24 protein-coding genes are annotated in these 25,830 nt (G+C 62.3%); 7 read left to right on the plus strand and 17 right to left on the minus strand.

Translation table 11 applies throughout. From position 1 onward, the window contains the following. Window positions 1-32: 32 nt before the first annotated feature. From O4220_RS12770 to O4220_RS12790, 5 genes are all read left to right on the plus strand, one after another. Window positions 33-212, plus strand: coding sequence for a hypothetical protein (locus tag O4220_RS12770; RefSeq protein ID WP_269604746.1), 180 nt, complete (start codon window positions 33-35; stop codon window positions 210-212). 91 nt (window positions 213-303) lie between these two features. Further along, window positions 304-2,739: a B12-binding domain-containing radical SAM protein gene (locus tag O4220_RS12775; protein WP_269604748.1), complete on the plus strand. Its 2,436-nt coding sequence runs from the start codon at window positions 304-306 to the stop codon at window positions 2,737-2,739. Then, window positions 2,736-3,542 (plus strand): aminoglycoside phosphotransferase family protein, encoded by an 807-nt coding sequence (locus O4220_RS12780; RefSeq protein WP_269604749.1) that lies wholly within the window; start codon window positions 2,736-2,738, stop codon window positions 3,540-3,542. Before O4220_RS12775 ends, O4220_RS12780 begins: the two co-directional genes overlap by 4 nt. 128 nt (window positions 3,543-3,670) lie before the next feature. Beyond that, window positions 3,671-5,005: a PP2C family protein-serine/threonine phosphatase gene (locus tag O4220_RS12785; RefSeq protein ID WP_269604752.1), complete on the plus strand. Its 1,335-nt coding sequence runs from the start codon at window positions 3,671-3,673 to the stop codon at window positions 5,003-5,005. Further along, a complete protein-coding gene (locus O4220_RS12790) occupies window positions 5,002-6,246 on the plus strand; it encodes an MFS transporter (protein ID WP_269604754.1) in 1,245 nt (414 codons plus the stop codon). Before O4220_RS12785 ends, O4220_RS12790 begins: the two co-directional genes overlap by 4 nt. A 13-nt stretch (window positions 6,247-6,259) precedes the next feature. On the opposite strand, the gene O4220_RS12795 is transcribed toward O4220_RS12790, so the two are convergent. After that, window positions 6,260-6,775 (minus strand): GNAT family N-acetyltransferase, encoded by a 516-nt coding sequence (locus tag O4220_RS12795; RefSeq protein ID WP_269604756.1) that lies wholly within the window; start codon window positions 6,773-6,775, stop codon window positions 6,260-6,262. Between the two features lie 991 nt (window positions 6,776-7,766). Here O4220_RS12795 and O4220_RS12800 point away from each other — a divergent pair. After that, complete coding sequence (locus O4220_RS12800) at window positions 7,767-8,672, plus strand: LysR family transcriptional regulator (RefSeq protein ID WP_269604758.1); 906 nt, start codon at window positions 7,767-7,769, stop codon at window positions 8,670-8,672. A 48-nt stretch (window positions 8,673-8,720) separates the two neighbouring features. Here O4220_RS12800 and O4220_RS12805 read toward each other — a convergent pair whose 3' ends face one another. The 11 genes from O4220_RS12805 to O4220_RS12855 all read right to left on the minus strand — a co-directional run bounded on the left by O4220_RS12805 (window position 8,721) and on the right by O4220_RS12855 (window position 19,898). Continuing rightward, window positions 8,721-9,599 (minus strand): dioxygenase, encoded by an 879-nt coding sequence (locus O4220_RS12805; RefSeq protein WP_269605393.1) that lies wholly within the window; start codon window positions 9,597-9,599, stop codon window positions 8,721-8,723. 17 nt (window positions 9,600-9,616) lie between these two features. Further along, the gene (locus tag O4220_RS12810; protein ID WP_269604760.1) at window positions 9,617-10,675 is read right to left on the minus strand and encodes a maleylacetate reductase; all 1,059 of its coding nucleotides are present in this window, start codon (window positions 10,673-10,675) and stop codon (window positions 9,617-9,619) included. After that, window positions 10,675-11,403 carry an alpha/beta fold hydrolase gene (locus tag O4220_RS12815; RefSeq protein ID WP_269604762.1) on the minus strand — a complete coding sequence of 243 codons (729 nt, stop codon included), beginning with the start codon at window positions 11,401-11,403 and terminating at the stop codon, window positions 10,675-10,677. Before O4220_RS12815 ends, O4220_RS12810 begins: the two co-directional genes overlap by 1 nt. Next, window positions 11,400-12,197, minus strand: coding sequence for an SDR family NAD(P)-dependent oxidoreductase (locus tag O4220_RS12820; RefSeq protein WP_269604764.1), 798 nt, complete (start codon window positions 12,195-12,197; stop codon window positions 11,400-11,402). Before O4220_RS12820 ends, O4220_RS12815 begins: the two co-directional genes overlap by 4 nt. 64 nt (window positions 12,198-12,261) lie before the next feature. Continuing rightward, window positions 12,262-13,467, minus strand: coding sequence for a VOC family protein (locus O4220_RS12825; RefSeq protein ID WP_269604767.1), 1,206 nt, complete (start codon window positions 13,465-13,467; stop codon window positions 12,262-12,264). Window positions 13,468-13,469: 2 nt separating this feature from the next. Next, entirely contained in the window at window positions 13,470-14,486 is a 1,017-nt protein-coding gene (locus O4220_RS12830) for a fumarylacetoacetate hydrolase family protein (protein ID WP_269604769.1), read from the minus strand. A gap of 10 nt (window positions 14,487-14,496) precedes the next feature. Then, window positions 14,497-14,901, minus strand: coding sequence for a nuclear transport factor 2 family protein (locus O4220_RS12835; protein ID WP_269604771.1), 405 nt, complete (start codon window positions 14,899-14,901; stop codon window positions 14,497-14,499). After that, a complete protein-coding gene (locus O4220_RS12840) occupies window positions 14,898-16,379 on the minus strand; it encodes an aldehyde dehydrogenase (protein ID WP_269604773.1) in 1,482 nt (493 codons plus the stop codon). The genes O4220_RS12835 and O4220_RS12840 overlap by 4 nt, the downstream gene beginning before the upstream one ends. 262 nt (window positions 16,380-16,641) lie before the next feature. Continuing rightward, on the minus strand, window positions 16,642-17,490 hold the full coding sequence (locus O4220_RS12845; protein WP_269604774.1) for an HpcH/HpaI aldolase/citrate lyase family protein: 849 nt from the start codon (window positions 17,488-17,490) through the stop codon (window positions 16,642-16,644). Continuing rightward, window positions 17,483-18,649 carry a CaiB/BaiF CoA transferase family protein gene (locus O4220_RS12850; RefSeq protein ID WP_269604775.1) on the minus strand — a complete coding sequence of 389 codons (1,167 nt, stop codon included), beginning with the start codon at window positions 18,647-18,649 and terminating at the stop codon, window positions 17,483-17,485. Before O4220_RS12850 ends, O4220_RS12845 begins: the two co-directional genes overlap by 8 nt. Window positions 18,650-18,692: 43 nt before the next feature. Continuing rightward, complete coding sequence (locus O4220_RS12855) at window positions 18,693-19,898, minus strand: FAD-dependent oxidoreductase (protein WP_269604776.1); 1,206 nt, start codon at window positions 19,896-19,898, stop codon at window positions 18,693-18,695. Window positions 19,899-20,013: 115 nt separating this feature from the next. Here O4220_RS12855 and O4220_RS12860 point away from each other — a divergent pair, with 115 nt between their 5' ends. Continuing rightward, entirely contained in the window at window positions 20,014-20,964 is a 951-nt protein-coding gene (locus O4220_RS12860; RefSeq protein ID WP_269604777.1) for a LysR family transcriptional regulator, read from the plus strand. Here the strand turns inward: O4220_RS12860 and O4220_RS12865 are convergent. From O4220_RS12865 to O4220_RS12885, 5 genes are read right to left on the minus strand one after another with little or no spacing between them, the layout of a single operon-like run. After that, window positions 20,928-22,142, minus strand: a complete 1,215-nt coding sequence (locus tag O4220_RS12865; protein ID WP_269604778.1) for an NAD(P)/FAD-dependent oxidoreductase — start codon at window positions 22,140-22,142, stop codon at window positions 20,928-20,930. The genes O4220_RS12860 and O4220_RS12865 overlap by 37 nt on opposite strands. Next, window positions 22,139-22,960 carry an FAS1-like dehydratase domain-containing protein gene (locus O4220_RS12870; protein ID WP_269604779.1) on the minus strand — a complete coding sequence of 274 codons (822 nt, stop codon included), beginning with the start codon at window positions 22,958-22,960 and terminating at the stop codon, window positions 22,139-22,141. The genes O4220_RS12865 and O4220_RS12870 overlap by 4 nt, the downstream gene beginning before the upstream one ends. After that, complete coding sequence (locus O4220_RS12875) at window positions 22,957-24,348, minus strand: MmgE/PrpD family protein (protein ID WP_269604780.1); 1,392 nt, start codon at window positions 24,346-24,348, stop codon at window positions 22,957-22,959. The genes O4220_RS12870 and O4220_RS12875 overlap by 4 nt, the downstream gene beginning before the upstream one ends. Next, entirely contained in the window at window positions 24,345-25,541 is a 1,197-nt protein-coding gene (locus O4220_RS12880) for a cytochrome P450 (protein ID WP_269604781.1), read from the minus strand. Before O4220_RS12880 ends, O4220_RS12875 begins: the two co-directional genes overlap by 4 nt. Then, a complete protein-coding gene (locus O4220_RS12885) occupies window positions 25,538-25,729 on the minus strand; it encodes a ferredoxin (protein WP_269604782.1) in 192 nt (63 codons plus the stop codon). The genes O4220_RS12880 and O4220_RS12885 overlap by 4 nt, the downstream gene beginning before the upstream one ends. Between the last annotated feature and the right edge of the window lie 101 nt (window positions 25,730-25,830).

Below are 25,830 nucleotides of genomic sequence, written 5' to 3' on the forward strand. Positions count from 1 at the left end.
CGCTGCCCTGAGAAGACCGAGGAGGTGATCCAATGACCAATCACAACGACCGAGATGCGCTGCTCAAACGCCTGAAGGGCAAGCTGCGGGAAACCCCACTGGGCGATCCTGCGGTGGAAACCATTCAGCCGGAGATTCGATCCGTATCGCAATACGCGATGCTGCCGTCGATGCGCGCAGGCTTCCGACTCGACGACGCCGACGACGCGTGAGCGGACGAGATGCTGCCGTGGCACCTTCCAGTCGCGGCAGCACCTCGCCGGATACGAGGCCCAGCTCGTCAAACCCAGATGGAGAATCACTGTGGCGCAGCCGATTCAATTGCGTGTACCCGGATCCGACCCAGACCCTGGTTCGACCACGCTCCTGATCAACCCCCCACTATGGAATGCCTACGCCCCGCACCTTGCCATCCCGCTCCTGGCGGGAGTGCTCCGCGATCATGGCCTCGCGGTACGCAGCCACGACGCCAGCATCGCCGTGCTGGACTGGATTCTCAGCAGGGAAGGACAGCAAGCCCTCGCACCACGACTGACCAAAACCGCTGACCAACGATTGTCAGCCAAGGCCATCTTGGTCCACCCCCACGTGCTTGCCTCGATCGATGAGGCGAAGACGGTCATTCGCGACGCGGCAACCCTGGCCGACGCACAACGACACACCTGGGCACGCACCGTGATGCGCAACGCAATGTGGTGTGCATCAGCGGCATTCGAGGACTTTTCTTTCGACTTGGTGGCGAACCAGCTGTACTACGCGGCAACGTCCACCGACGCGGTTCTCGCGGCCACCGATGACCCCGAACGAAACCTCTACTGCTGGGCCCAGGAGCGGATGCTCCCCGAGTCGATTCTGTCCGCGCCCGAAATCGGAGTTGTCGGCCTCAGCATATCCGCGGATACCCAACTCATCGCGGCGATGACCATGGCACGACGAATCCGACGGTTACGCCCCGACATCAAAATCATATGCGGCGGAAACTACACAACCCGCATGGTTCAAGCGTGGCAAGTGCGCCACCCCTTCTTCGACCTCGTAGACGCGTTCGTACTCGCAGAAGGCGAGGAAGCGCTCCCCTCGCTCGTGAGAGCCTTCCACGCCGGCGAAAATGGCGCAGGAATTGCGGGAGTGATGGTCGCCGGCGACGACGGGAATGTAAACCACACCGCTCCCCGCCCTGTGAAGCTGGACTCGGTTGCCCCACCGGACTTCTCGGAAATGCCCTTGGACCGGTACTTCGCACCGGGCCCGATCCTGCCGCTCTACGCCTCGCGCAGCTGCGCATGGTCCTGCGCGTTCTGCTCTATCCCATTCGCATCCAACAACTTCCGGCGCAGACCCGGAGCAACGACCGTAGACCACATGGAAGCTCTCAACGCCCAGTACGGAGCCCGACATTTCATGTTTGTCGACGAAATCATGACGCTGAACGTACTGCGCGAGGTGGCGACCGAGATCGTCCGCCGAGGTATGGACATCTACTGGTACGGCGAGACACGCTTCGCCGCCGGATTCGACCAGGAACTGGCGGATCTGCTCTATGCCTCCGGCTGTCGCCGCCTGAACTTCGGCCTGGAGAGCTACAACCAACGGGTCCTGGATCTGATGCGTAAAGGCACCAAGCTCAGACACATCGACGACACCATCGAATACATGCTCGCCGCCGGCGTCCCTCCCCACCTGTTCGTCATCCACGGCTTTCCCGGAGAAACCAAAGACGAGGCTCAGCGCACGATCACCTACGCCAAGTCCGTGATCGATCGAGCACGACACCACTTCGGTAACCCTTACGCGACGTGGGGCGGCGCGCCCTTTGTTCTGGACATCCATTCACCGATCGGCCAGCACCCCGATGAGTTCGGGATTTCCATACTCGATCCACCTGACGGACATGACCTCGCTCTCGCCCGGGACTACACCGTCAACGGCGGCGGACTCGACCGCACCGAGTCGGAGTTGCTCGCTCGTCAGGCACGCGACGACACTGTAATCGAGAGAAACGTGTGGTTTCGCAGCCACACCCGCATCGCACTGTCGGAGGTGGAGGAGTTCACCTTCCTCCGTGCCTGTGCACAGGCCCCCCTGGCCCAAACCAGACGCGTCGCCATCGTCGCCCGCCCAGTGCGCGATTCGGATCGACTGACGATTTCCGGAACGTGCACAATGATGCCGTGGGCGGCCGACCCCTCGGGTGACGAAGCTGCGTTGGTCCTCTACAACGGCGACCTCGACACCTTCGTTCAGCTCAACTGGCCTCATGCCAAGGACGAGGCAATTTTGAGATCGATGCCTTCCGCTCGGGTGGTCGCGGAGTTCTTCGCCCAGCACTCCATACAGTGGGGCGGCGTCACCGGCAGGGAGCTCGTCGCGCTGCTGGTCCGGCATGGCCTCCTCCGAACAGAACGAAACGAAACGGTCCTGAGTCCCAACCCCCTGTTCGTCGCCGAACCGGCGGTGCTCGAGACCACTGACCCGACCGGGTACGTCATCCTGCATCACCCGACCAACGGCAACACGGTTCGCATCGGCACCATCGGGCAGGTTGTCTGGCTCAGCTGCAGCCTCGAACCAACCGCGCGATCGCAAGTGTCGGCGTGGTTTCCGGTAAGCGATCCGGCGCGAACAATGTTGGCGCAGTCCACGTTCGACGATCTCGCCGAGCTGGGATTCTTGTTTGTCGACACCGCTGTCGACCGGACCGCGGAAGTCGACAACCGCGCTGCCGCAGGTGTGCAATGACGACGCCGATATCGGTCGAGGTCCTCTCGGGCGGTGCCTCCCACCAGGGTAAAGTGGTTCGGGTCGGTAGCACAGTGCGACGGCCCATGGGCTCGTGGAGCACGGCGGTGCACGCTCTCCTCCGGCATCTCGAGGCACAAGGATTCCCAGGAGCGCCCCGTGTGCTCGGTGTCGAGGGCGACTACGAATTGCTGTCGTTCATCCCAGGCCGCGCTCCTTCGCTGCCGCCACCACAATGGTCGCGGACGGAACAAGCCGCCACCAGCGTCGCATCGTTGCTACGCAGCTACCACGACGCCGTTGATGAATTCGATTTCCATCGGTGGACCAATTGGGCGGACTTCGTGCCCGAACAGTACCGAGAGGGAGGGATACTGGGCCACAACGACACCGTTCGCTCAAATATTGTCTTCAGCGAGAAAGACTACACTGCAATTGCTTTGATCGATTTCGATCGAGCAGCACCCAGCAGCGTCGTGTACGAGCTCGCCGTCGCAGCCAGTCAATGGATACCACTCAGGGGCGAAGAAGACGATGATGACGTCGTATCGGGCCTACGCACCAGCAACAGGCTACGTAAATTCCTCGACGACTACGGCGTCGACGACAGTACGCAACGGATCGAAATACTGGCCGCAATCGAAGACAACGAGGAACGGAACCACACGACCCTGACCGACCTCGCACGCTCTGGGCATACCGCGTACCGCGCCATGGTCGAGGGCGGAGCACTCGACCGAATCAGATCGAGGCAGGCCTTTCTCGCCCGACATCATTCGACATTCAGCGATGCGCTGCGGTGAACCAAGAACAGCAGCGCCCACCGACGCCAGCATCTTCGGCCTCCAGCATTTCGATTCCGCTCCCATTCGTCGGTGACCACAGAGAACTGCGCCCAGACAGACGAACACACGCGATCGCGCCATCTGCCGTGACACTTGACTGGGTCCGACCGCTTCCGCCGAATCTGGTGGACGAACTCGACCGAGGGCTGACACTGGATGCGCAACAACTATTCGACGCCGTCGTCGATGTCACACGGATCTTGAACGACGCCCATTCGACTGGCCTCGCCGCCCTGACGACGTGGAGTTTGCGTTGGGAGGGTGCATTGAGCGCCGCGATGCTCCCGGGTATGGCCGACGTGGTCTCCACATGGCAAGCGCCGTTCACTGATCCGCCCGAACCCGGACCGGGCCGCGATCTCTACATCATTGCAACAGTCCTGGTACGTGCGTTGGCCGGGCGATGGCCCCACGATCGACACGATGCCCTCGTGATGGCAGGGGTCTTGGGCGGCGAATGGCCCTTGGGTGCAGATCATTTCGTCCGAAAGGCGGTGCACCCGATAGCAGACCACCGCGCAGCAACAGCATCGGATCTAACCGCATCCCTGCCGTCGACATCATCGGCGTTCATACCCGAGTCCCGCCTGGCAGCGGCCGTGGAAAGCGTAACCGGATGGCAGAAGGCGCAGGGACGGACCAACGGAGACAACGAGGACGTCGCACTTTGGGATCGAACAGACCGAACCGTCGTCGCCCTTCTCGCCGATGGCGTGTCCGGACGCGGAAACGGCACGGGACTACTCGCCGCCGAAACCATTGCGACGCAGCTACACCAGTGCTGGGAGGATGACAACATGCACCCCGCACACTGGTTGCAGACGTGCCATAACGAGTTGCGCAGCCTCGCGGCTCGGCGCGGCATGGAGGGACCCGGACAGCGCCCCGCCGCCACCGCCATTGGGCTCCGCATCACCGCAGACGGCGCGATGCAATCCGCATCGGTCGGAGATTCGGTGGCCTTCTTGTGTCGTCGTACCGATCGCGGAGTCATTGTCACTCGACTGACGCCCGAGGATTCGATCATTGCGCAGCGGACACGCGAAGGTCACCCGATTCGACCGGAAGATCTCGCTGTCGTGACCCGCGCGATCGGCGTCGGTGACGCCATCACCCCGCATCAACGGCACATCCACCTCCATACGGGAGACATCGTCGTCGTCGTCAGCGACGGCGCAAGCCGTGGCCACTCTGTCGACGGAGGAAGCGACTGCTGGCAGTTCGAGGATGCGCTGGAAGAACTCGCGCGGGCGCAACCATCGCCGGCGCTGCTCGCTTCGCAATTGTGCCGCAGAGCCGAAGAATTGGGCGGTCAAGACAACGCCACCGCGTGGGTAGCGGCTATCGTGGCACCCCACGTCGGTGTCGACCGGCCCGAGCCCGGTTGGATACGCCGTATGGAAGTCGACTCGATCGCGTGACGGCGACACCCCCATCTCGCACGAAACGAACAGCACTGGGTGCATTGGTCGCTGCGTCCGGGATATCCAACATCGGTGATGGAGTCCGGCTGGTCGCAATGCCGCTGTTGGCGTCACAGCTAACGGCCGATCCACGATTGATCAGTATCGTCGCTGCTGCGGGCCAACTGCCCTGGCTGGCCGCCCCGGTTCTCGGTCTAGTGGTCGATCGACTTCGTCCGATACGACTGATGAGCGCGATCAACGTGCTCCGCGGAGTCATCGTTGCGGTACTCGCGCTGACGGTCGCAGCGACCGGAGGCCACATAGGCCTTCTCATCGGTACGGCGCTCATGCTGGGATTCGCCGATGTGTTGGCGGATTCGGCCGCTCAGGTAGTGATCCCCACTCTGGTGGCGGACAGTGACCTCGAATCCGGCAACGCCAAGCTGTTCGGCGCGCAAGCGACAGCGGCACTGTTCATCGGTCCTCCGCTGGGCGCGTGGTTGATTTCGATTAGTTACGCCGCACCGTTCACGTTCGACGCAGCCACCTTCGCCGTGTCGTGCATTCTGCTCACTACTATCTGGAAGCACGACCGCCAATCTCGTGATGTCCCACTTCGCAGAAACATCAGGGAGGAAGCCACCATCGGGTTCCGATGGTCATGGTCCGACTCGATCATGCGCAGACTGATCACCGTCGTGATGGGATTGAGTTTCTTCGACGGGATGGTCGGCGGCATTCTTGTCTTGTTCGCCACGCGCAACCTGGGAATGAGCGACATCGGATATGGTGTTTTTTTGTCGGCAGCCGCGCTCGGTAGCGTTGCCGGTACGGCTCTGACCGGCCGCCTACTCGGCCGTATCCGGGTGAAGTCACTTCTGGTGTTGTCCACCGTCGGTGCAGGCACCAGCTACGTGATTCTGGCAGTGTCGGCTGGACCGATCGTGGCAGGCGCGATGCTCGCGATCAACAGCGCGATGACCATGGTGTGGAACGTGCTGACGGTCTCGGCGCGCCAGCGAATCGTTCCGGAGGACATCTTGGGGCGGGTGACCACCACTTACCGTATGGCAGCGTGGGGATCACTTCCGGTGGGTGCCTTGGTTGGGGGCGTGATCGCGCGAGAAGTGAGCGTGCGCGCCGTGATTGCTGTGTCCGGTATCGCTCTGGTGGCACTAACCGCATTGGTGATCAGATTGCCGGCAGGCGCACTGGACGCACCAGGCGTTAGCGGGAGTAGCACTGGGGGCGATTAACTGAGCCCGAGCGTCAACCGCAGAGTTCTTTGCGGTGGACTTCCACTTCACGCTTGTCATTGTCCAGCCGTAGCTCGATAGGCCGGTATCCCTGCTTGCGCCACCACGCGATGCTCTCCTGCTGACTCACCATCGGACCGACGAACACACTCGTCCACCCCGACCCAGCCAACGTCCGTTCCAGCGCGCCGAGAACTGGCTCACCAACGCGGTCGAGACCTTCGTCGGCATCGACGACGAAACTCCCGACCCACGGTTGTTCTTCACGGGGATGCGGAACAAGCAGCGTCAGCGCACCGACCACCCGTTCACTTGCGCGAATCACCAGACAGTGAGAGTTCTCCATGACCGTGTTGTGCCACAGAAACATCTCGACATCCTCTTCGGTAAAAGCCTCGACACCGGTGTGCAACGTACTGGCATCCAAGAAATCTGGATTGCTGTTGAACACGTGCAAGAACTGCGCAGGGCCGTCATCTGGCCCGACCTCGGAAACTGAGTATTCTCTTGCATCGAAGATGAGCTCCATACCTACAAGATATGGCGAGCCGGCCGGCGCTGCTCAGACCTTCGCCCGATCGCCCCATTTTCGCGGTCGTCTGTTGTTGCCACGGCAGCGCCCACACACCGCGGTTCGGAACGGAACACCAACCAGGGCCTCACGAAACCCGCTGGTTCTTAAGTTCGATGCATAGCTGCTGTGCAGATGTCAGGACAGGTGCGTTACGACCTCGATTCTTCCCGTCGCGCTGAATTCGGCGGACAGTGTCGAAACTCCTTCGCTCGCTACTCCCAGACCGCCAAAGAGGCACGTCGATGCTGAATCAAAGAGCATGCACGCGGGGTATGGACACCCCAGCAATTTCGCCGACCACGTGTGCAGTGATTTCTGCAACACTCGGTACATGTCGTCCACACTGAGTGAAGATCGCCAGACCGTCGGGTTTGGATCGGTCGATGCCCGTTCGGCTCGCCGCCCGGCGGTGATTGCCGCACCACACCCGATGAGTCCGATTATGCCGGTCAGCCTCGACACGCAGCCGATCGGCCCAGGCGTCAGCCGCGTCCGTGCTTCGGATCTGCAGCAGGCGACGACGGTGTACAACAGGATGCACGCCGAGGACCATAATGCTGTGGTGTCGCTAGATCTCGAGTTCGTGATTGCTCCGACTGCTCGTGCCGCACGAGCCATACCCGTCAAAAGCCGACCGCGCGATGGCGATTCGACGGCCACTGTTCGGTACGTCGGCACTCCTTTGGGGCTGGCCGGTCTCATCGCCGACGTCGGAGCAGCGCGAGTAGCCGACGGAGTGAACCTCATACCTTTGGACTACTCGGCGTCCGTCGAGCTCCTCGTGTCCTCAACTCTTCCTAAGCTAGTCGGAGACGGCGTCATCGACTCCGAGACAGCCGCTGCGCTAAGGGCTGCTGCAAGCTCCGACCGAAGGTGACATCCACGTTTGGGCCGGGTTTTGCGCCCTCGCAGTATTGTTCACCCTTGACGAGAGGGCAAGTGTGTCATGGAGGTTCGTGAGCTGGAATGGTTCGTGGTTTTGGCGCGGACCGAGAACGTCACCAATGCTGCGGTGCAGCTTCACGTCAGTCAGCCAACGCTCTCGCGTGCGTTGGCCAGAATCGAACGTCAGCTGGGGGTGAAGCTGTTCGACAGGAATCAGAACAGACTTCGACTGAACAAGTACGGCGAGATCTATCGAGCTCACGCGGTCAGAGCCATTCAGGAATTGGTGCAGGGCGAAGAACGCATCCGAACTCTGGTCGACCCGGAGCGCGGGGTCGTCTCGATCGGCTTTCTTCATTCGTTCGGGTCTTGGTTGATACCTTCTTTGCTCGACAGCTACCACGTCGTAGCCCCGCTGACGAAGTTCGAGCTGGAGGGAGGTGCCGCGGATTCCATTGTCGACGCGGTTCGGAGTGGGCGTATAGACGTCGGATTCGTCGCGCCGCGACCGGCTGCCGATGACCTGGCGTGGGTGCCGCTCGGGCGAGAATTGCTCTGCCTCGAGGTCCCTCCCAGCCACGAGTTCGCCGATCGAGACTCGATATCGATCGCCGAGATCGCCACCCGCCCGATGATTGCCCTGGGTCCTACTTATGGCCTGCGGCACGTGGTGGACCGGCTGTTCGAGGACGCAGGATGTGTGCCGTTGATCAGCATCGAGGCGACCGAATTGTCCACTCTCCGTGCGCTCGTACGACACGGCAGCGGCATTGCCATCGTCCCGGTGCCGCGAGCCGACCAACAGTCTCCCACTGTGACCGTTCCGATATCCGACGCAAATGCGTTTCGCTTCTACGGCGTGATCACTCGAAACGATGGACCGACGGGAAGTGCCGCACAAATATTCCTCGACTATGTGTCGGGGGAGTTCGCAACCGACGACGTCGACGAGAGCAATCGGCCTTGACAGTGGTAATTGGCCGTACCGGTCGATTCGACCGGTACGACCATTGTCCTATGTGCTCGGCGACGCCGGGAGCACGATGTCAAAGGTGACTTCGCTCCATGAACTCACTGAGCGGCCGTCTGGTGTAGGACCGTCCGAATGCTGGACGAAGGACTTGATCAGTGATTGCTTTACTCCGAACACAGCGTCGTCCCAACCGATCTCGTCACCGTCGACGAAGATGTGGGTCACCAAACGCCGGAAGCCCTCTGCAGTGACCATGAAGTGCAAATGGCTTGCTCTCATGGGTGACCGCCCTACCGCCGCCAGCATGCCTCCAACAGGCCCGTCGTGCGGGATGGGGTATGGAGTGGGTGTGAGACCCCAAAACCTGAACTCACCGGTTTCGTCGGCGAAAAAGTGGGCTCGCGCTGCCATCCGGTCGTCGTCGTACTGAACGTCGTACTGGCCGTCCTCGTCGGCTTCCCAGACCTCGATGCGAGCGCCGGCAATCGGGTGTCCAGCGGTATCGCGAACACTGCCGGTCACCCAGCAGGGTTCACCGATCGCACCGAAGGCCATATCATCGCCCAGCTCGATCTTTGGGGAACCGTCCACGAAGAACGGTCCGAACACCGTTGCCTCCGTCGAATTTTCGACGGGAGGGTTGTTCATGCCGATTACCTGCATAGACAATCCGAGAACATCGGAGAGCAGAATGAACTCCTGGCGGGTGTCGGTGCACATCTGGCCGGTTTCGGTGAGGAACGCGATCATGGTGTCCCATTCGGCTTCGGTCAACCGGACCTCGCGTGCCGCGGCGTGCACATGGCGAACGACGGTTTCCATGATGAGTTTGAGTCGATCGTCGGGGGCGCGGTCGAAGGAACGTACGACGTTCTCTATCAGTTCTCGTTCCCCAGTGTCCTGCGCATCGTTCGCGGCCATCACTTCTCCCGTCATTTCTACCCACCCACCGGACTACCTGCCCACGCGGCACCGATCAAGACCTGCAGGCTATCCCGATCCACAGGCCGCGGATTGGTGGGCGGCACCAACTCGAGAACCCGGTCGACGGCGTGCTCGATACCGTCCTCGGTCATACCGAGTTCGTGCAACGAGTCGACGACTCCGAGTTCCCTGCGCAATTCGTATAGCCCCCTCGCCGCCTGCACGCCGCCAAGAGCGTCCGAGACCCGCTGCGCAGCGTCCGTCGCCACCGAGCCGTTGAAGTCCATGACGTACGGCAGGACAACCGCATGAGTATCGGCATGCGAAAGTCCGAATGCACCGCCCAGGACGTGGCAGATCTTGTGATGCAATCCGCTGCCCGCAGAGGCGAAGGCCACGGCGGCAAGATAAGCACCGTAAATGGTGGCTTCTCGGGCTTCGAGATCCCCTGCATCCAAGGCGATTCCGCGCAGACCGGGCACCAAAGCGCGAAGCCCCTCGGTACCGAGGGCGGCGTTGATGGGATCTGCTTTCGGTGCCCAGAACCCGTCCACCGCATGCGCCACGGCGTTCAGTCCCGAGGCCACCGCCAACGGGCCGGGCAACGACGCGAACAGAGCGGAATCGTAGATCACTGTGCGGGGCAGGACATCGGGATGCGATCCCGTGGTCTTGCGATCCCCCTCTGTCTGACCCCACACGTTCGTTGCCTCCGACCCTGCAAAAGTGGTCGGAACGGCCACGATCGGTATGCCGGTGTCGCGGGCGACATATTTGGCCAATCCGGTGGCCGATCCCCCACCGATGCAGACGACAACATCGGCGGCCTCGTTGCGCACCAGAGCCACCGCGGCTTCACCGTTGCCCACCGGAACATGCTGAACGATTTCGCTGATTCGGGCGACTACCGGCACTCGGTCGGCAACCTCGTCTGCAAACTCAGCCACGAACGAATCCGAAACGAGCAGGACGCGCGCACCACCGAGCGACTCGACGGCTACGGCGATATTGGCCATCGCACCCCCGTTGGCAAACATCACACGCTGCCCCAGCGTCGCGTGATCGAAGGACATCACGGACGGACCTCCATCGATTCGACTCGGCCTGCCACCACGGCGGTGAGCCAACGATCCAGGCGAACGGCGACCGCTTCCGGTGCCTCGAGGGTCGACAGGTGACCCACCCCGGCCAGCACCTCCAACTCCGCCCCCGAAATCGAAGCCGCGAGCTCTCCGCCGAGCGAACTCGGCGTGATCGCGTCCTCGCCGCCTGCTATCACCAGGGTCGGTACTGTTACCGACGCGAGTTCGGCTCTTCGATCTGCTCTCGTCATAACAGCAATCTGTTGCGCCACAAATACATCGACACCCAGATCCCGCGCCATTACCGATGCGGTAACGGCAATGTCCGGTCTCCCGGGTGCGACCGCCGAGGTGATCAGATCGACCGCGTCGTCGAAGTGCCCCCGCTTGGCCATCTCGATGACACGAAGCGAGTTCTCGCGGCGTCCGGAATCTGCGGCGATCGCAGAGGAGTTGAGCAGAGCGAGACCGACTACCCGCGAAGACGGTTGTCGGAGCGCGATATCCAAGGCCACGTAACCCCCCATGGAGTTTCCGGCGAGAAAGAATTTCTCTGGACTTTGTTCGAGGACGCTGTCGGCCATCTGCCGGATCGAATTGCCCTCGCCGCGAACCACTACGGTTGTGTGCCGATCTGCCAGACGATCGGCAACCGGCTGCCACAGTCGTTCGTCGGACCCGAGTGCGGGAACGAACACCAACGGAGCCGCCGCGGTCATGACGCTGCTCCGTCGACCGCGAGAATGCACCCGGAGGTGAAGCCTGCATCCTCCGAGACCAGATAGGCGACCGCGGCAGCAATTTCGGTCCCGGTTCCGGTTCGACCGACAGGAATTGCTGCGCGAGTAGCCGTTTGCGCGTCCTCGGACAGTGCCTCGAATATCGTCGTGACGCGTCCTTCACTGGGCAGCACCAATCCTGGCGACACTGCATTGACGGTGATGCCGGTTGCGCCGAGGTCCTTGGCCAACTGCTTGGTGAAGCCGTTGATCGCGGCCTTGGATGCGGCATAGGGCAATCGGGCACCGACGGTGCCCGAGGGTCCGGCCAGTCCGTTGGCGACGGCCGAGGAGAAGTTCACGATGCGGCCGTATTTGCCTCGGTTCATGAGCGAGACCGCCTCACGACTGCAGAGAAAGGCACTGGTGAGGTTGTTCTCGAGTACCTTCCTCCACACGTCGCCGCCCAGCTCACTGAGCTGCCGCACCGGATCTGTGCCACTGCCGCCTGCTGTGTTGACGAGCGCGTCGAGCCGGCCGAAACGTCGGTCGATCGACTCGAAGGCGGCGATCACCGCGCTTTCGTCGGACAGGTCGACCACCTCCGTGGACACTTCCACCCCTGGTACGTCGCGTGCGATGTGCTCACGCGTGGCGTCGAGCCCGGTCTTCTGGATATCGAGAAGGGCGACCGAGAAGCCGTCGCGCGCCAACCGCTCGGCGATCTCGGCTCCGAGTCCCTGCGCGGCACCCGTCACGGCCGCGACCCGCTTGTCAGTACTGTGCTCAGGCACGTGTTTCCTTAGTTTGCAGTGTGTTCGGAGGTGGAGTGCTCGGAGGCGGTGGTCGATCTCCCGATCATCCGAGGGGTCCCCAGAACGTCTCGCCGCCGTAAGTGTCGGACATCGGTTCGAGAGTCTCCGGCCAGACACCCGCCTCCACGACGCGCCGGCTCTCGGGCGGCCGTACCTTGCCGTCCCAACCGACCTGCTCCATGTAGTAATACAGTTGCATGACGTGCCCATCAGGAGCGACCGCATGAATCGCGTAGTCCACTCCGGGGTGAATCTCGGGTGGTAGGTCGATCAGCTTGACCCCGCTCTGCTCCAGGAAGAGCTTCGCGGCGACCAACTGCTCGTACGATCCGAGTTGGATTCCGAAGGACAGCAACGTGGAACCGTCGCTGAGACCGAGCGCTCGGCGTGCCTCGAGCGGGAACAGCGCAATGCTGTGGTGTTCGGTGTTGGCGCGCATGAACACTGCTCGGTGTCCCAGGACGGTGGTCTCCTCCGACTTCACGAGCCCGAGCGTGCTGGTGTAAAAGCGTTCCGCCGCATCGAGATCGGCGACAAAAATGCTCACCGGTCCGATTCGGACGGGCCTGAACGGCCGCGCGAGCAAGACGCCGCCCACATCGTAGGTCTTCGGCAGGTTGTCGATCCAACGGTGACCGGAGGTGAGGTCGACGCCCTCGGCTTCGGCATCCTCGAGTTCGGTCGCCTCTGATCTCGTGGGAAGTGCTGGATGCTCGTTTGCCCACGGCCACATCACTTCCGGCTTGCTCATGCCGTCCCAGCCGACCTGCTCGATACCGTATTCGAGTTCGTTGGTATGACCGGTTGGGTCAGGAAAGTACGTGTGCCAGTTGGAACCTGGGTCGCGTCCGTAACGGTCGATCTTCGAACCCTGCTCCTCGAGCCATAAACGTGCCTCGACGACCTCGCGAAGCGATCCCACCTGCCAGGTGATCTGGTTGACCGTGATGTCGGACCGAGCCGGATCGTCGTTCTTGTCGACCCACGCACGCGGCATGATGACGAAAGTATGGTGATCACTGTTGTGTCGGAGGAAGTAGATCCTGGTATCCGACAGTCCGTCCAGCCACGGGCCGGGATCATACTTGTTCAGATCCAACATGTCCGCCACCAAGAAGCCGAGAACATCACGGTAGAAGGCCACGGCTTCACCGGTGTCGGCAACGCTGATTCCGAAATGATTGAGCCGGCGAATCTTGAACGGTCGATCGTAGGAAACGCCGCCGACGGAGTACTTCTTCTCGCCCACTGCTACTGCCCTCCGCGCGTTCCTGAGACGGTATTGGTCACAGAACCGATTGCAGTAGAACTGATCTCGACCACGTCGCCCGGGTTGAGAAACTTCGAGTCGTCGACGAATTTGCCGTCCGCGTCGCGAGTACTCGAGTCGACGGCCGTGCCCTTCGGTGTACCTCCGCTGATCAGATCGCCCGGGAACAACGTGGAGTCCCTGGATAAATACTCGCCAAGAGACGCAAAGCTGTGAATCATCGATTTCGTGTTGCCGCTCTGCCGAACTTCGCCGTTGATTCGAGCCTCGATCGGAATGTCCTGTGGGTCCAGTCCCTCGTCCACCACGATCCAAGGTCCGACCGTCGCAGCGCCGTCGAAATTTTTGGAGTACTGGAAGTCCGGACCGAACGAGACGTTGTCCCGGATGGACCAATCGTTGACCAAGGTGTAGCCCCAGATGTACGAACCGAAATCGTCGGCGGCAACGTCCTTGCCTTGCTTGCCGATCACAACGGCGACCTCGGCCTCGTAATCGAGCAGATCGGTGCGCCTAGGAAAAGCGAGATCGTCACCGTCGGAGGAGACGACACGCGGATCCTTGATGAAATACTTCGGCCCTCCTGAGACGAGCTTTCCCAAGGTGTCCTTGTCGCGTCCGCTCGAGGTGTTGTCGGCGGCCGCTTGCATGTGATCGGCAAAGTTGGCCAGAGCAGCGAAGATTCGCGACCGCCCGTCTATCGGTGCGTGCACCGTCGTCGAGTTCGGGTCGAAGACCAACTGCTCCCCGTCGACGCCGGTTTTGTCATTGCTCTCGGCGAGATGATCCAGCGCGGCTCGGGCACCGGCCAGAGCATCGTCGCCCTGCTCGATGAAGGAGTTGAGGTCGGCCGGAACCTCGTGCGCAGCCTTGGCCGTAGGGCGAAGGCTGCGCTCGACGTCGACCAAGTACCTGGCGTACGCACCGTTGATATCCACGATGCCGTTGTCCACAACGACGCCGACGCGCCTGCTGGGACCGAAGATTGCGATTTTCATGAGGCTCCCTTTACTGATCTTGGCTTCGAGAATTGTTTGCCGACGGGTCGACGCCCACCGTGTTGAGCAGACGGCCACCGTCCGGGGACAGGCTGTAGATGGCCAAGCGGGTGATCTTGCCGTCGCGGACGGTGAAGAAGTCGCCGAGCACGATCGTCGATCCACCGGTGTCGAGGTCGATCTCGACTGCCACGTTGTCGCCGTCCGCCACGAAAGGCCCTGGGGATGGCGACATCGCGCCCGGTTTCAACCCGCCCTGATACATGCGAGCGATCGCGGCCGCGCCGGTGAGGGTCCCGGCTGCGTTGTGCAACACCGCATCATCGGCGAACAGTCCGCTGACCGCTGCAGGATCGCCTGCACGCACTCCAGCGAAGTACGCGGTGACGACCTCGGCTGGGCTGGCTGTCGTCATGACTGCAGGTAACGGGTCGAGGCGTAAACGGACTGGTACTCGAGGTATGCATCGATGGCCTCGGGGCCGAGTTCGCGCCCGAGTCCCGAGTCCTTGAAGCCGCCGAACGGAGCACCGAGATCGAGTGTGTAGTAGTTCAATCCGATGGTTCCGGTACGAACGCGACGGGCGACCGAAAAGGCACGGTCCTCGTCAGCGCTCCAGACGGAGCCACCGAGTCCGTAGTTGCTGTCGTTGGCCATCCTGACTGCCTCGTCGTCCCCGCCGTCGAACGGGATCAGTGCCATGACCGGACCGAATACTTCCTCACGAGCCAGTCGATCGGAGTTGTCCACGTCGGCGAAGACGGTGGGCTGAACGAACCATCCCCGATCGAGGCCTTGGGGGCGCCCGCCGCCGGTCACGAGACGTGCATCGGAGTTCTTGGCGATGTCAACGTATCCGAGCACTTTGTCGCGGTGACCGCTGGTCGCCATCGGACCCATGGTGGTGGCAGGGTCGAGTGGATCACCGAGAGTGTAAGCATCGGCGAAACCTGCAACAGCGTCGACGAACTCGTCGTAGCGGGAGCGCGCGACGAGAATGCGCGACTGCGTCGTGCAGGTCTGGCTGTTGTTCAGGAACGAGGCATTGTCCAATCCGGCGAGGAAGGTATCGACGCTTGCGTCGTCCAAGACGATCGCCGCCGACTTTCCGCCCAGTTCCAAGGTGGAGCGCCGGAGCAGCCGGCCGCATTCCTGGCCGATGATGCGACCGGCCTCGGTCGAACCAGTGAAGGCGATCTTGTCTACCAGAGGGTGGGACACCAAAGCCGCCCCCGCATCGCGGTCTCCGAGCACGATGTTGAGAACGCCTGCCGGTAGTCCGGCTTCTGCGGCTGCGTCGGCGAAAACGTAGGAGTCCAAAGCAGTTTCGGGCGAGGGCTTGAGAACTACGGTGCATCCCGCTGCCAGGGCAGGAGCGATCTTGAACATAGCAAGGGCCTGCGGAAAATTCCACGGGGCGATTGCACCGACGACGCCGACCGGTAAACGGCGGACGATGGTCGATCCGGCTTGGCTGGGGCGAACTTCCTCGAGGGCGAGATTCTCGACGACGTCCGCATACATCCGAAGCAAGGCTCCCGGTGCCCCGCCGTTGAGTGCATTGGACAGCCCGAGAATCATTCCGTTCTCCCGGCTGACCAACGACGCGGTGTCGGCTGCACGGGCATCGAGCGCATCGGCGAACGCATGAAGCACAGCAGCACGTTCGGCAGCGGTCGTACGCCCCCAGGGACCTTCGTCCAATGCTCTTCTTGCAGCGCGAACTGCGGCGTCGATGTCGGCCGCGCCACCGAGCGCGGCCACGCCGATGCGTTCCCCGGTGGCCGCCTCGATCTGGTCCCTCAGCTCGGGCCGAACCGGGTCGGTCCAGCTGCCATCGATGAAGAAGCGGGTGCGGTCCAAGCTGCTCGGCCGGTCGACGGTGACGGACATTGAATTCTCCTAGTGACGAGGACGGTGCATGATCTCGTGACACCGAGTGAGCGGTGCACGGTCGGGTTCACCACCGCTCGCGGTGAGATCCCGATCACTGTCGATCCTGTGCTCTGGGGCACATTCAGCGCAACGCCAGGATGTTCCCAGCCCCCATGCATTCTACGTATCGTCGCAGCTCGAGCGTTCATTTTTGCGGTGGGGAGTTGACACCGAAGTCAACGTCGAAACTATGGCGACAGCAAGAACGCGTTTCGCCGACCTACCGGGCAGGCAGGTTTTGCAGTAGATTCTGCGCCGCCGCGACCACGGGTGCGTCCACCATTCTTCCCTCGACTTCCACAGCGGCACCGAGGGACGCCGCGGCAACAACCCGGCGCGCCCGGTCGATTTCCTCGTCACTGGGTTGCAGTGCCTGTCGAGTCGGATGGACTTGTGCAGGATGTATCAGCAGCTTCCCGGTCATTCCGACTTCGATTGCGTGCTCGACATCCTCGATCAGTGCCGCGGGGTCCTTCAGCGAAGTGGTGACTCCGTCTATCGGAGCCGGCTTACCTGCTAGCCGGGAGGCGAGGACGAGCTGAGATCGGGCGTGCAGCATCGCTGTACGCGTGGGTCGGGCACCGATGTCCAACGCATAGTCGAGATGGCCGAAAGCCAGACGGCATACGTTCGGATCACGAGCGATAACGGTCGAATCATCTATGCCAGCGGCAGATTCCACCAAGGCGAGGACCGGGCAGCGCAGCACACGTCGCAGATCGGCGTAATCGACGGACGCTACGGCTTTGGAGACCATGACCGCGACAAGACCGTCCAACCCAGCCAGCGATTCGACGTCGTCGAGATGGTGGGCCCCATCCACAGCGTTGATCCGAACGCAACCGCGTCCTCCGTTGGACAGCCAGTGAACGACGTGGGCGCGTGCGGCCGATTTGTCCCCGCTGGCTACCGCATCTTCGAGGTCGAGCACGACGATGTCCGCTCCGGCGGCCGCTGCCTTGTCGAATCGGACCGGCTTGTCACCCGGAACGAAGAGCAAAGTCGACGCTTGTCGGACGAGTAGCTCTTTGTGCTCGGACGTCGTTTCGACGGAGAGCACCTCAGGCACCGGCCGGAACCACGCTCGGTACCGACACTCCGAACTCCGCGAGCACTGCCTCGGTATGCTGGCCCACCTCGGGAATCGGACCCATCACCGCGTGGAAGTCCGACATCGTCACCGGCGGTACCAGTGCACGTAGCTCGCCGACCGGCGAGGCATACGACCGCCACCGGTCGCGCGCCTTCAACTGCGGGTGATCGGCAAGGCCATCCATCGTCCGTAGCAGGGCATTCGCAATTCCCGCATGTTCGAGTTGCTCACCTACCTGCTCTGCCGTGCGATCGTCGAAGACCTTCTCGATGACGGCTCTCAGTTCCGTATTGTGTTCGACGCGTAGCGAATTGCGGCAAAAGCGCGCATCACCGGTAAGCTCCGGCGAGGTAAGAATACTGGCACAGAACGTGGCCCATTCACGTTCGTTCTGGATCCCGAGAAACACTTCGTTTCCATCACCACACTTGAAGGGGCCATACGGAGCAATTGCCGCGTGGCTGGCCCCAGCCCGCGTCGGCGAGCTGCCGCCGTACATCGCATAGTTCAACGGGAAGCCCATCCATTCCGCCAACGCTTCCAGCATGGACACCTCGATCGTGGCCCCTTCGCCGGTTCGCTCCCGTCTGATCACAGCTGTCAACACACCGGTGTAGGCGTACATCCCGGATGCGATGTCTGCTATCGAGATTCCGACTTTCGACGGTTCGTCCTGAGTACCTGTGATGGATACGAGCCCTGCCTCGCACTGCACGAGAAGGTCATAGGCCTTTTTGTCCGAATAGGGACCACCTTGGCCGTATCCGGAGATCGATACGTGAATCAGCCGTGGGTGACGTGCGCGGAGCTCTTCGGCCCCGAGTCCGAGTCTTTCCGCTGCCCCTGGAGCGAGGTTCTGCACGAAAACGTCGGCCTCGTCGACCAATGCGTGCATAGCGGCTCGACCCTCGTCGCTCTTGAGGTCCAGTGCGACGGACTCCTTGGAACGGTTCAACCACACGAAATGGCTGGCGAGACCGTTGACCGTCTCGTCGTAGCCGCGCGCGAAATCTCCGACGCCCGGTCGTTCGATCTTGATTACGCGGGCACCGAGATCGGCAAGCTGCCTCGTCGCGAAGGGGGCTGCAACAGCCTGTTCCAACGACACGATCGTAAGTCCGTCGAGAGGGTTCATGTTCGTGCTTCTTTCGCTTCGAATGTAGATGGGTTCAGCCGAATCAGACGGTCATGAGCGACGGGCTCTCGAGTGTCTTCGTGAAATACAGCGCCTGGGCTGCGAATTCCTTGTCTTTCGACATCCGACGGAAGACTTCCAGGTCTCGCTCGCGCTTCACCGGATCCGACGAGTGGAACAGCAGCTTCTTGTTGGCGGCAGCGCGCGGGCTGGCCTTGTCCACGAACGCGGCGCGCCGGAGGCGTGCGTATTCGGTGAGTACCTCGTCGCTCGCACGGCCGCGCACTACAGCGTTGAGACCTTCGATCAGCGCATACGAGTCGAACAAGCCCATGGTCAACCCGAGGCCCCCGGTAGGATTGGTAGCGTGCGCAGCGTCACCGGCGAGCAGCGCCCGTCCCGAACGAAAAGCAGTGGCGGCGCGCTGATGCATCCGGTAGGGCGATGACGCGACCACCTCTATCTTTTCGGCCACCTCCGATCCGAATACGGCCGACAGGAAACTCGGCATACGCTCGTCGATCGAATCGGTCGGAAGATCGGCATCTTCCATGTAGGTGTACCGCCACAGGCCGTGCTCGCCGGATTCATCTATTTTTGCGATGATCGCGCCGTACACGTCGTCGAGATAGAAGGTCGACTGCGCCCAACCGTCACGGTCGTCGGGAAAGCGCACGTTCGTCGCGACGAACCTCTCGGGCCACGTCATTCCCTCGAATTCCAACCCCAGCAGTCGGCGCACTGTCGAACCAGCGCCGTCGGCACCGACGAGCCACTGCGACCGGAGTACCGAATGCCCTTCAGGGCCTCGAAGAGCAACCTCGATTCCAGTCGCATCTTGTTCGATTCCAGTGACCTCGTGACTCCACAGCACTCGAACGTTGTCGAAGTTGTTCAATTCCGCCAGAATTACCTCAGCGAGAGCACCCTGCCCGAGATGCAGGTTGTAAGGCCGCTCTACCTTCCCGTCGAGGGCGGCGAGGCCGTAGGAGATTATCTCACCTGTTGCTCGCACGTGGTATGCGTAATCCTGCTTGAGAAAGCCTGCTGCGCTTGCTTTCTCGAGTAACCCGAGGCGAGCGAGGCCATCGAGCGTGGACCAGTGGTACACGATCGCCCGCGGTGTGTCCTGCAATGCGGGCGCGCGCTCGACTACCGAGACACTGACCCCCTGTTGAGCGAGGCCCAGTGCGGTCAGCAAACCCGTCGGGCCTGCTCCCACCACTGTCACCTGTTGATCTTGGGACACAATTCCTCCAAACGACATTCACGACAACTCGGGGCTGTCGGTTCGATGTTCACGATCCTGCACTTGGGCGCAGAAGGCCAATACCATTGCGATGCAGTTGCCATACACTCGACGCATGGACATCCGGACCGTCAAATACTTTCTGGCCGTTGCCGATGCCGGATCCATCACCGAGGCCGCGCGAATACTGCACCTTTCTCAGCCGCCCTTGAGCAGCGCGATGACCAAACTCGAGACGGACCTCGCCGTGCGCCTTTTCGACCGGCATCCTCGCGGCATCACCCTCACCGACGCGGGTCGCTACCTGCACAGCGCAGGTCGACGCCTCGTCGCGGAGGAGAACCGCATCACCTCCGCGCTGAGATCGATGGGGCAGGGACTCGAAGGCGAACTTCGAGTCGGAGCCGAACCGATCGGCCTCTGGCATCTCGTCAGTGCTGCAGTCTCGGATTTTGTATCCGAATATCCGCGCATCACAATCGAATTGGCGGACGCCAATCCACTGGTGCTGCTCGAGAACCTGGCCAACGGTTACCTCGATCTCGCGGTGGTCCCCGTTCTCGCCGAGGAACCACTGCCCACAGTGAACGAGGTGGCTTTCACCACCGTCATTATCGCCCACTCCCCGCTCACGCTGGTGGTTCCACGCACATCGCCGTTGGCGGCAGGCACGCCAGTTCACCTGTCGGATCTGCGCCGAGAACGATGGATCCTCCCGTCCCGACTCCCCGGTGCCCGCAGTCTGTCGCGACTGATCGACGACCGGTTCGCCGCTGTAGGCGGCAGTCCCGATTCCGTGATCTCCGTACCCACCGTCGAAACGGCTGCCGGACTCGTCGCCGCCGGGGTCGGTGTATCCGTCGTGAGCAAGAAGTTGGCCGACCGACACCCAGGAGTGGTGCCCGTGGCAGTCGAAGACGGCTGGCCGGACCTTCCGTTGGCCATCGTGACAAGGCAAGACGGTGTCGTCACACCCGTGGCCGAGCGGTTCGCACACATTCTCGCAAACCATGGCGACCACGACGACAATCAGACGGACACGGTGCCGGCCGGCAATATGGCTTGAACCGCATCCCATGGCGTCGTACGACGAAGCAGCGCACGAAGTTTGACGAATTCTGCGCGACGATCGAAGGCCAGGACTCCCGTAACCGTATCGCCGAGTCTGTACACGAAGAGCGAACCGTCATCCGCGCGACTTTCGACGACTTCTTCGGCACCAGTCACGAAGCCCGAGAATTGGATGCGCACACCGTGCTGATCCGACCAGAAGTACGGAACCGTTCTGCACTCGATCGGTGGCAGCCCCGACACCGCGTTCGCAGCGTTGATCCCTGCCACGCGCCCTTGCTCGGCGGCGTTGGTCCAATGCTCGATGCGCATCGTCGCATCGAATCGGCTGTTCGGCCAACTCACCACATCGCCTGCGGCGTAGATCCTCTCGGCTGCTCGAAGCGTCGAGTCGCAATCGATACCGTTGTCGAGTGCGATACCCGATGGCTCCAGCCATTGTGTGGCCGGACGAACCCCGATCCCCAGAAGAATGACATCGGCCGGAACGGTGGCACCGCTGGCGAGCCTCAGAACGCGGCCGTCGGAACCCTCCTCGACGCCCACCACTCCGTCACCCAATTTCAGGGTGACACCCGAGTTTCGGTGCAATGCGCAATACTCGGATGCCACGCGGTCACCGAACCGACCCAACGGCTTCTCTGCAAGATCGACAATGGTGACGTCCCTGCCGTCCCTGGCCAGCGTCGCCGCGAACTCCCCGCCGATGAAGCCTGCACCGATCACCGCGACGGAACGGGTTCGGTCGGCCACCGCGGCACGCAGCTCGGTCGCGTCCGCGAAACGTCTGAGCACGAATACATTCCCCAGATCGCGGAACATCGGAGGGAAGATCGGTTCGCAACCGATGGCCAGCACCGCAGCGCCGAACTCGACGACGTCTTCGGTGGTTGCGGCGCGCCGACCAGCGATGTCCAAGTCCGTCACCCTGGTGTCCAAGCAGAAGCGAACACCGTGTTCCAGCAGGCCCGCAACCGAGGGGTAGGTCAGTGCAGCAAGATCGAGATCGGCAGTCAACGCAACCTTCGACAATGGCGGTCGCTCGTAGGGCAGCTGCGGCTCTTCGCTGACGACCGTCACCGACAGGTCGGGTGCATGTCGCATGATGGCTTCGGCCGCGCGGACCGCTGCCACCGAACCTCCGACGATCATGACGTCGGTCTCGTTCGTCATGGCTTCGGACCCTCGTTCAGGGTTCCGACGGCGCACACGACACCGTCAGCGCTGCGAACCTCGGCACCTGCTTCGAGGCCAGCGGCGGCCGGTACGACGGTGAACGTCTGCGGCCGTGTCATCGGCGAGAGCAATCGATAGCCGAAAGTCTTGTTCATCAGCGAAATACCTTCTCGCCGCATGTGTTCGGCCATCATGAATGCCAGTAGCGGTCCATGGACCACGAGCCCGTCGTAGCCTTCTTTGCGGCACCAGTCGAGATCGTAGTGAATACGGTGGGAGTTGTACGTCAGCGCGGAGAACCGGAACAGCAGCTTTTCGTCGACGGACAGGGACAGCGTTGGTTCGGCCAACGGATCGACCGAAGGGGCAGGCGTCGGTAACGGCGCGGATCCTCCCTCACGGTAAACGATGTCCTGTTCCTCGCGGATTACCAGTTCACCGTCCTGGGTAATTTCCTGCAGGACGGTCGTCAGGGTGAGGGCACCGGTGCGGCCCACCTTGTCCACGGATTTGGCAATGGACGTGACCTTCGTGGCGGGTTCGCCGATTCGGATGGCGCCGAACGTGGTGACCCGACCGCCGCCGAACATCCGTCGTCGACCGCCTGCTGGTGGAGCTGGAATGCCGACCATAGAGTGCCCGTCCTCGCCGAGGTCGCGCTCGGCCTCTCGCGGCAACAAGTGCAGCCAGTGCCAGATCGGTGGAACGGTATCGCCGATCCTGTGCGGAATTTCGATGTCGAGGAGCGCAGCCATCGATTCGACCGGTTCGGCCGAGATGACCTCGGTGCGCTCTGCTGTGTCGGGGGAATTCATGATGTCGGTACCCTTTCCGCCGATAGAACGGCGAGGAGATCAGTGAGATCGTCTGCTGCATCCAGGTTTTCGACCGCGGATACAAGCCGTGGGGCCATATCGTCACCGAGCGCCTCCAGCAGCACGGTGGCCTTGTCGACAACTTCGTCGTGCGTCATGGGCGTCACGGCGGAGCCCCGCGCGTCGGTCGGATTTCCGGCGTCGACGGTCACCGTCTCACCGTCGGTCAGCACGAAGGTCAGTCTCGGCCCGTCCTCGATCTGAATCGACTCGTCGACCACCATCGAGATCGTGTCGAAGACTCCGGCGATCCGTGGTTCGGTGATGCGGGGTGGGTCGTAGTCCTGCAGGCCGAGATGGCTTCCGCACAGCGCAAGGCTGACGGCGTAGGGAAGACTGAATTGCGCGTCGAACACCGACTCGATGGGATACGCCGACAGCATGTTCACCGCAGTCGATCCGGCGGTGATCGTAACCGACGCGACGTTGCCCGGCGTCAGGCCACGCTCTGCAACAAGCGTTTTCACTGCATCCACGGCCGAGTGGCTGCCTCGGCAGCACGCGTAGGGCTTGAGGTAGGAGGACGCCACGTTGAAGTCCTCACCGAGATTACGCAGAGCCTGATCGGTATGCCCGTCGCCGCCGGCCATCACGGAGTAGAGCCCACCCCACTCGGCCTCGAAGATCCGACGCGGCCCGGTGATTCCGCCGGTTGCGAATATCGCTGCGTCGACACCGGTTTCACCGGCCTTGCCCGGGTGCAGACGCTTGGTGAGTGCGCCGTCGGCGATGAATGCCCAGACGCCACCTGTGAAAGACCCTGCGATTCCGAGGGCGTCGGCAAATGCCTCCTTGTCTGCACCGAGGCATTTCGCTGCAGCTGCGGCGGCCCCGAAACTGCCCATCGTGCCGCTCGAGTGCCACCCTCGATCGGTATGTGCGGCGAATCCGCCGAGCGAACCGAGTGCGCGATACCCGACGTCGTACCCTGCGACGACAGCCGCGATCAACCGGCGTCCGGTGCACCCGACGTGTTCGCCCACCGCGAGTGCAGCAGGGAGCACTGTCGACCCTGCATGCCCGGCGCCACCGCCATCATCGAAATCTCTTGCGTGAGATGATGTTCCGTTGACCAGCGCAGCCTGCGCAGGCACAAATCTGAGCCCGGTCCCCCACACCAGCGAACCGCTGGGCGAGGAGGCATAGGGCGTGAGCGCTTCGGTCACCCTTCTCACCTCCGGTGTGGCCGCGCCCACCAACGCAACGGCCAGGGTGTCGAGGATGTGGTCCTTGACGCCGTCGACCACATCACGCGGAAGATCGTCGTACCCGGTACGCGCCCACAACTCCGCGAGGTGCTCGGTAACGGTGGGTTCGGGCTCGTTCACGATGCGGTTCGCGGACCGGACGGGCCGAGATCCACCGCGAGTGAACCGACCAGCCAGCGCCCGCCCCCGTGCCCGATCTCGGTACCCTCGTCGACGACGGTCGCGTCGGGGTAATTCTCGAGGAGGAAGCGTACGACCTCTTCCATCTCCACCTTCGCCAGGCTCTGCCCGAGGCAGCCGTGTAGACCGGTGCTGAAAGTGAGCGGCTGGTTTCGTGGCCGGTCGAGATCGAACCGATCGGGGTCCTCGAACCGCTGCGGGTCTCGATTGGCCGACCACACGGCCACGTGGACATCCGATCCCGCCGGAATGACGGTGTGTTCGAGTTCGATGTCCACCGAGGCGACCTTGCTGACGATGCCCGGACGCGGGTAGAGGCGGCACGCTTCGACGACGGCAGCCGGAATCAGCGACGGATCACTGCGCAGTCGCGCCCAGGTCTCCCGCTCGCGCAACAGCGTCCACACGACGAGCCCGGTCTGATGCGCCGTGTTCACCGAGCTCGCTTCGAGCATCGCTGTCGCTTCGCTCAGTAGTTCCCCCGAGTCGAGCTTCCCCTCGTCCTGCTGGCGGATGAGGAAAGAGAGCATGTCGTCGCCGAGCCCGGTTTCGCGCTTGCGGGCAATCAGAGCCCTGAGGTAGGTGAACAACTCGTCGTACGATTCGAGAATGGAGGCGGTCAGGCTCGGATCACGCTGCAGCAGTGCCAGAGTGCCTGCTGACATTCGTGCCACCAGCGGAGCGTCCTCGGCAGGTGCGCCTGCCAAATGGCAGTAAATGCGAGCCGGAATCTTCTGTGCTACAGCCGCATTGAAGTCGACCGGGCCGGTAGACCCCTTTCCCGGGTCGATGTCTTTCAGAATGTCGCGGAGCACTGCGCGAATCTCTTCCACTGTCGTGGGCCCCATGAAGCGGGCGAGCGGGGTCCGAAGACGGATATGCCGCTTACCCTCGGCCATGATCACGCTCTCGGCGCGGAACGTGTGGACAGGGCCGTTGGTGATGCCGAACTGCTCCATCAAGGTCAGCGCGGCGTTGATGAATCGGGTGTCACGGAGCACGGTGGTGGACAGCGCGAAGTCGAGGACGGCATAACCGTACTGACCCTGTACCAGGGATCGGCCCTCCACGGCACCCCCGCTGTGGGTTGGGGAATCGGGAGCGAACGGGTCGAAGGCGTGAAGGATGCTCATGAGCGTGAAATCGCCCCCATCGGGCAGCAGAGAACCACTTCGTCCAGGTCTTCCGAGCGATCGTCGGTGACGGTGGTCGCGAGCTGTTCGAGCAGTCCGTTGTCGCCTATCGCGAACACGTCGGGCATGAGGGCCGCGCACGTGCCGTTGGCATCGCATCGGGCGAAATCTATCGAGACGTCGATCATGACTGTTTCCTTTCCATCGGTCGCCGGTGTGGTGTGCGGTCGTAGCTGCCTACGCTCACCGGGTCAGTGACTATGTCGTACACCACAGTCTCGACCCCAAC

The organism is Rhodococcus ruber, from assembly GCF_027270735.1.
GTDB lineage: Bacteria > Actinomycetota > Actinomycetes > Mycobacteriales > Mycobacteriaceae > Rhodococcoides > Rhodococcoides rubrum_A.

Coding starts and splice junctions, on each gene's coding strand:
- O4220_RS12770 (WP_269604746.1), top strand. CDS start 33: ATGACCAATCACAACGACCGAGATGCGCTGCTCAAACGCCTGAAGGGC.
- O4220_RS12780 (WP_269604749.1), top strand. CDS start 2,736: ATGACGACGCCGATATCGGTCGAGGTCCTCTCGGGCGGTGCCTCCCAC.
- O4220_RS12795 (WP_269604756.1), bottom strand. CDS start 6,775: ATGGAGCTCATCTTCGATGCAAGAGAATACTCAGTTTCCGAGGTCGGG.
- O4220_RS12800 (WP_269604758.1), top strand. CDS start 7,767: ATGGAGGTTCGTGAGCTGGAATGGTTCGTGGTTTTGGCGCGGACCGAG.
- O4220_RS12805 (WP_269605393.1), bottom strand. CDS start 9,599: ATGGCCGCGAACGATGCGCAGGACACTGGGGAACGAGAACTGATAGAG.
- O4220_RS12810 (WP_269604760.1), bottom strand. CDS start 10,675: ATGTCCTTCGATCACGCGACGCTGGGGCAGCGTGTGATGTTTGCCAAC.
- O4220_RS12815 (WP_269604762.1), bottom strand. CDS start 11,403: ATGACCGCGGCGGCTCCGTTGGTGTTCGTTCCCGCACTCGGGTCCGAC.
- O4220_RS12830 (WP_269604769.1), bottom strand. CDS start 14,486: ATGAAAATCGCAATCTTCGGTCCCAGCAGGCGCGTCGGCGTCGTTGTG.
- O4220_RS12835 (WP_269604771.1), bottom strand. CDS start 14,901: ATGACGACAGCCAGCCCAGCCGAGGTCGTCACCGCGTACTTCGCTGGA.
- O4220_RS12840 (WP_269604773.1), bottom strand. CDS start 16,379: ATGTCCGTCACCGTCGACCGGCCGAGCAGCTTGGACCGCACCCGCTTC.
- O4220_RS12850 (WP_269604775.1), bottom strand. CDS start 18,649: ATGAACCCTCTCGACGGACTTACGATCGTGTCGTTGGAACAGGCTGTT.
- O4220_RS12860 (WP_269604777.1), top strand. CDS start 20,014: ATGGACATCCGGACCGTCAAATACTTTCTGGCCGTTGCCGATGCCGGA.
- O4220_RS12865 (WP_269604778.1), bottom strand. CDS start 22,142: ATGACGAACGAGACCGACGTCATGATCGTCGGAGGTTCGGTGGCAGCG.
- O4220_RS12870 (WP_269604779.1), bottom strand. CDS start 22,960: ATGAATTCCCCCGACACAGCAGAGCGCACCGAGGTCATCTCGGCCGAA.
- O4220_RS12880 (WP_269604781.1), bottom strand. CDS start 25,541: ATGAGCATCCTTCACGCCTTCGACCCGTTCGCTCCCGATTCCCCAACC.
- O4220_RS12885 (WP_269604782.1), bottom strand. CDS start 25,729: ATGATCGACGTCTCGATAGATTTCGCCCGATGCGATGCCAACGGCACG.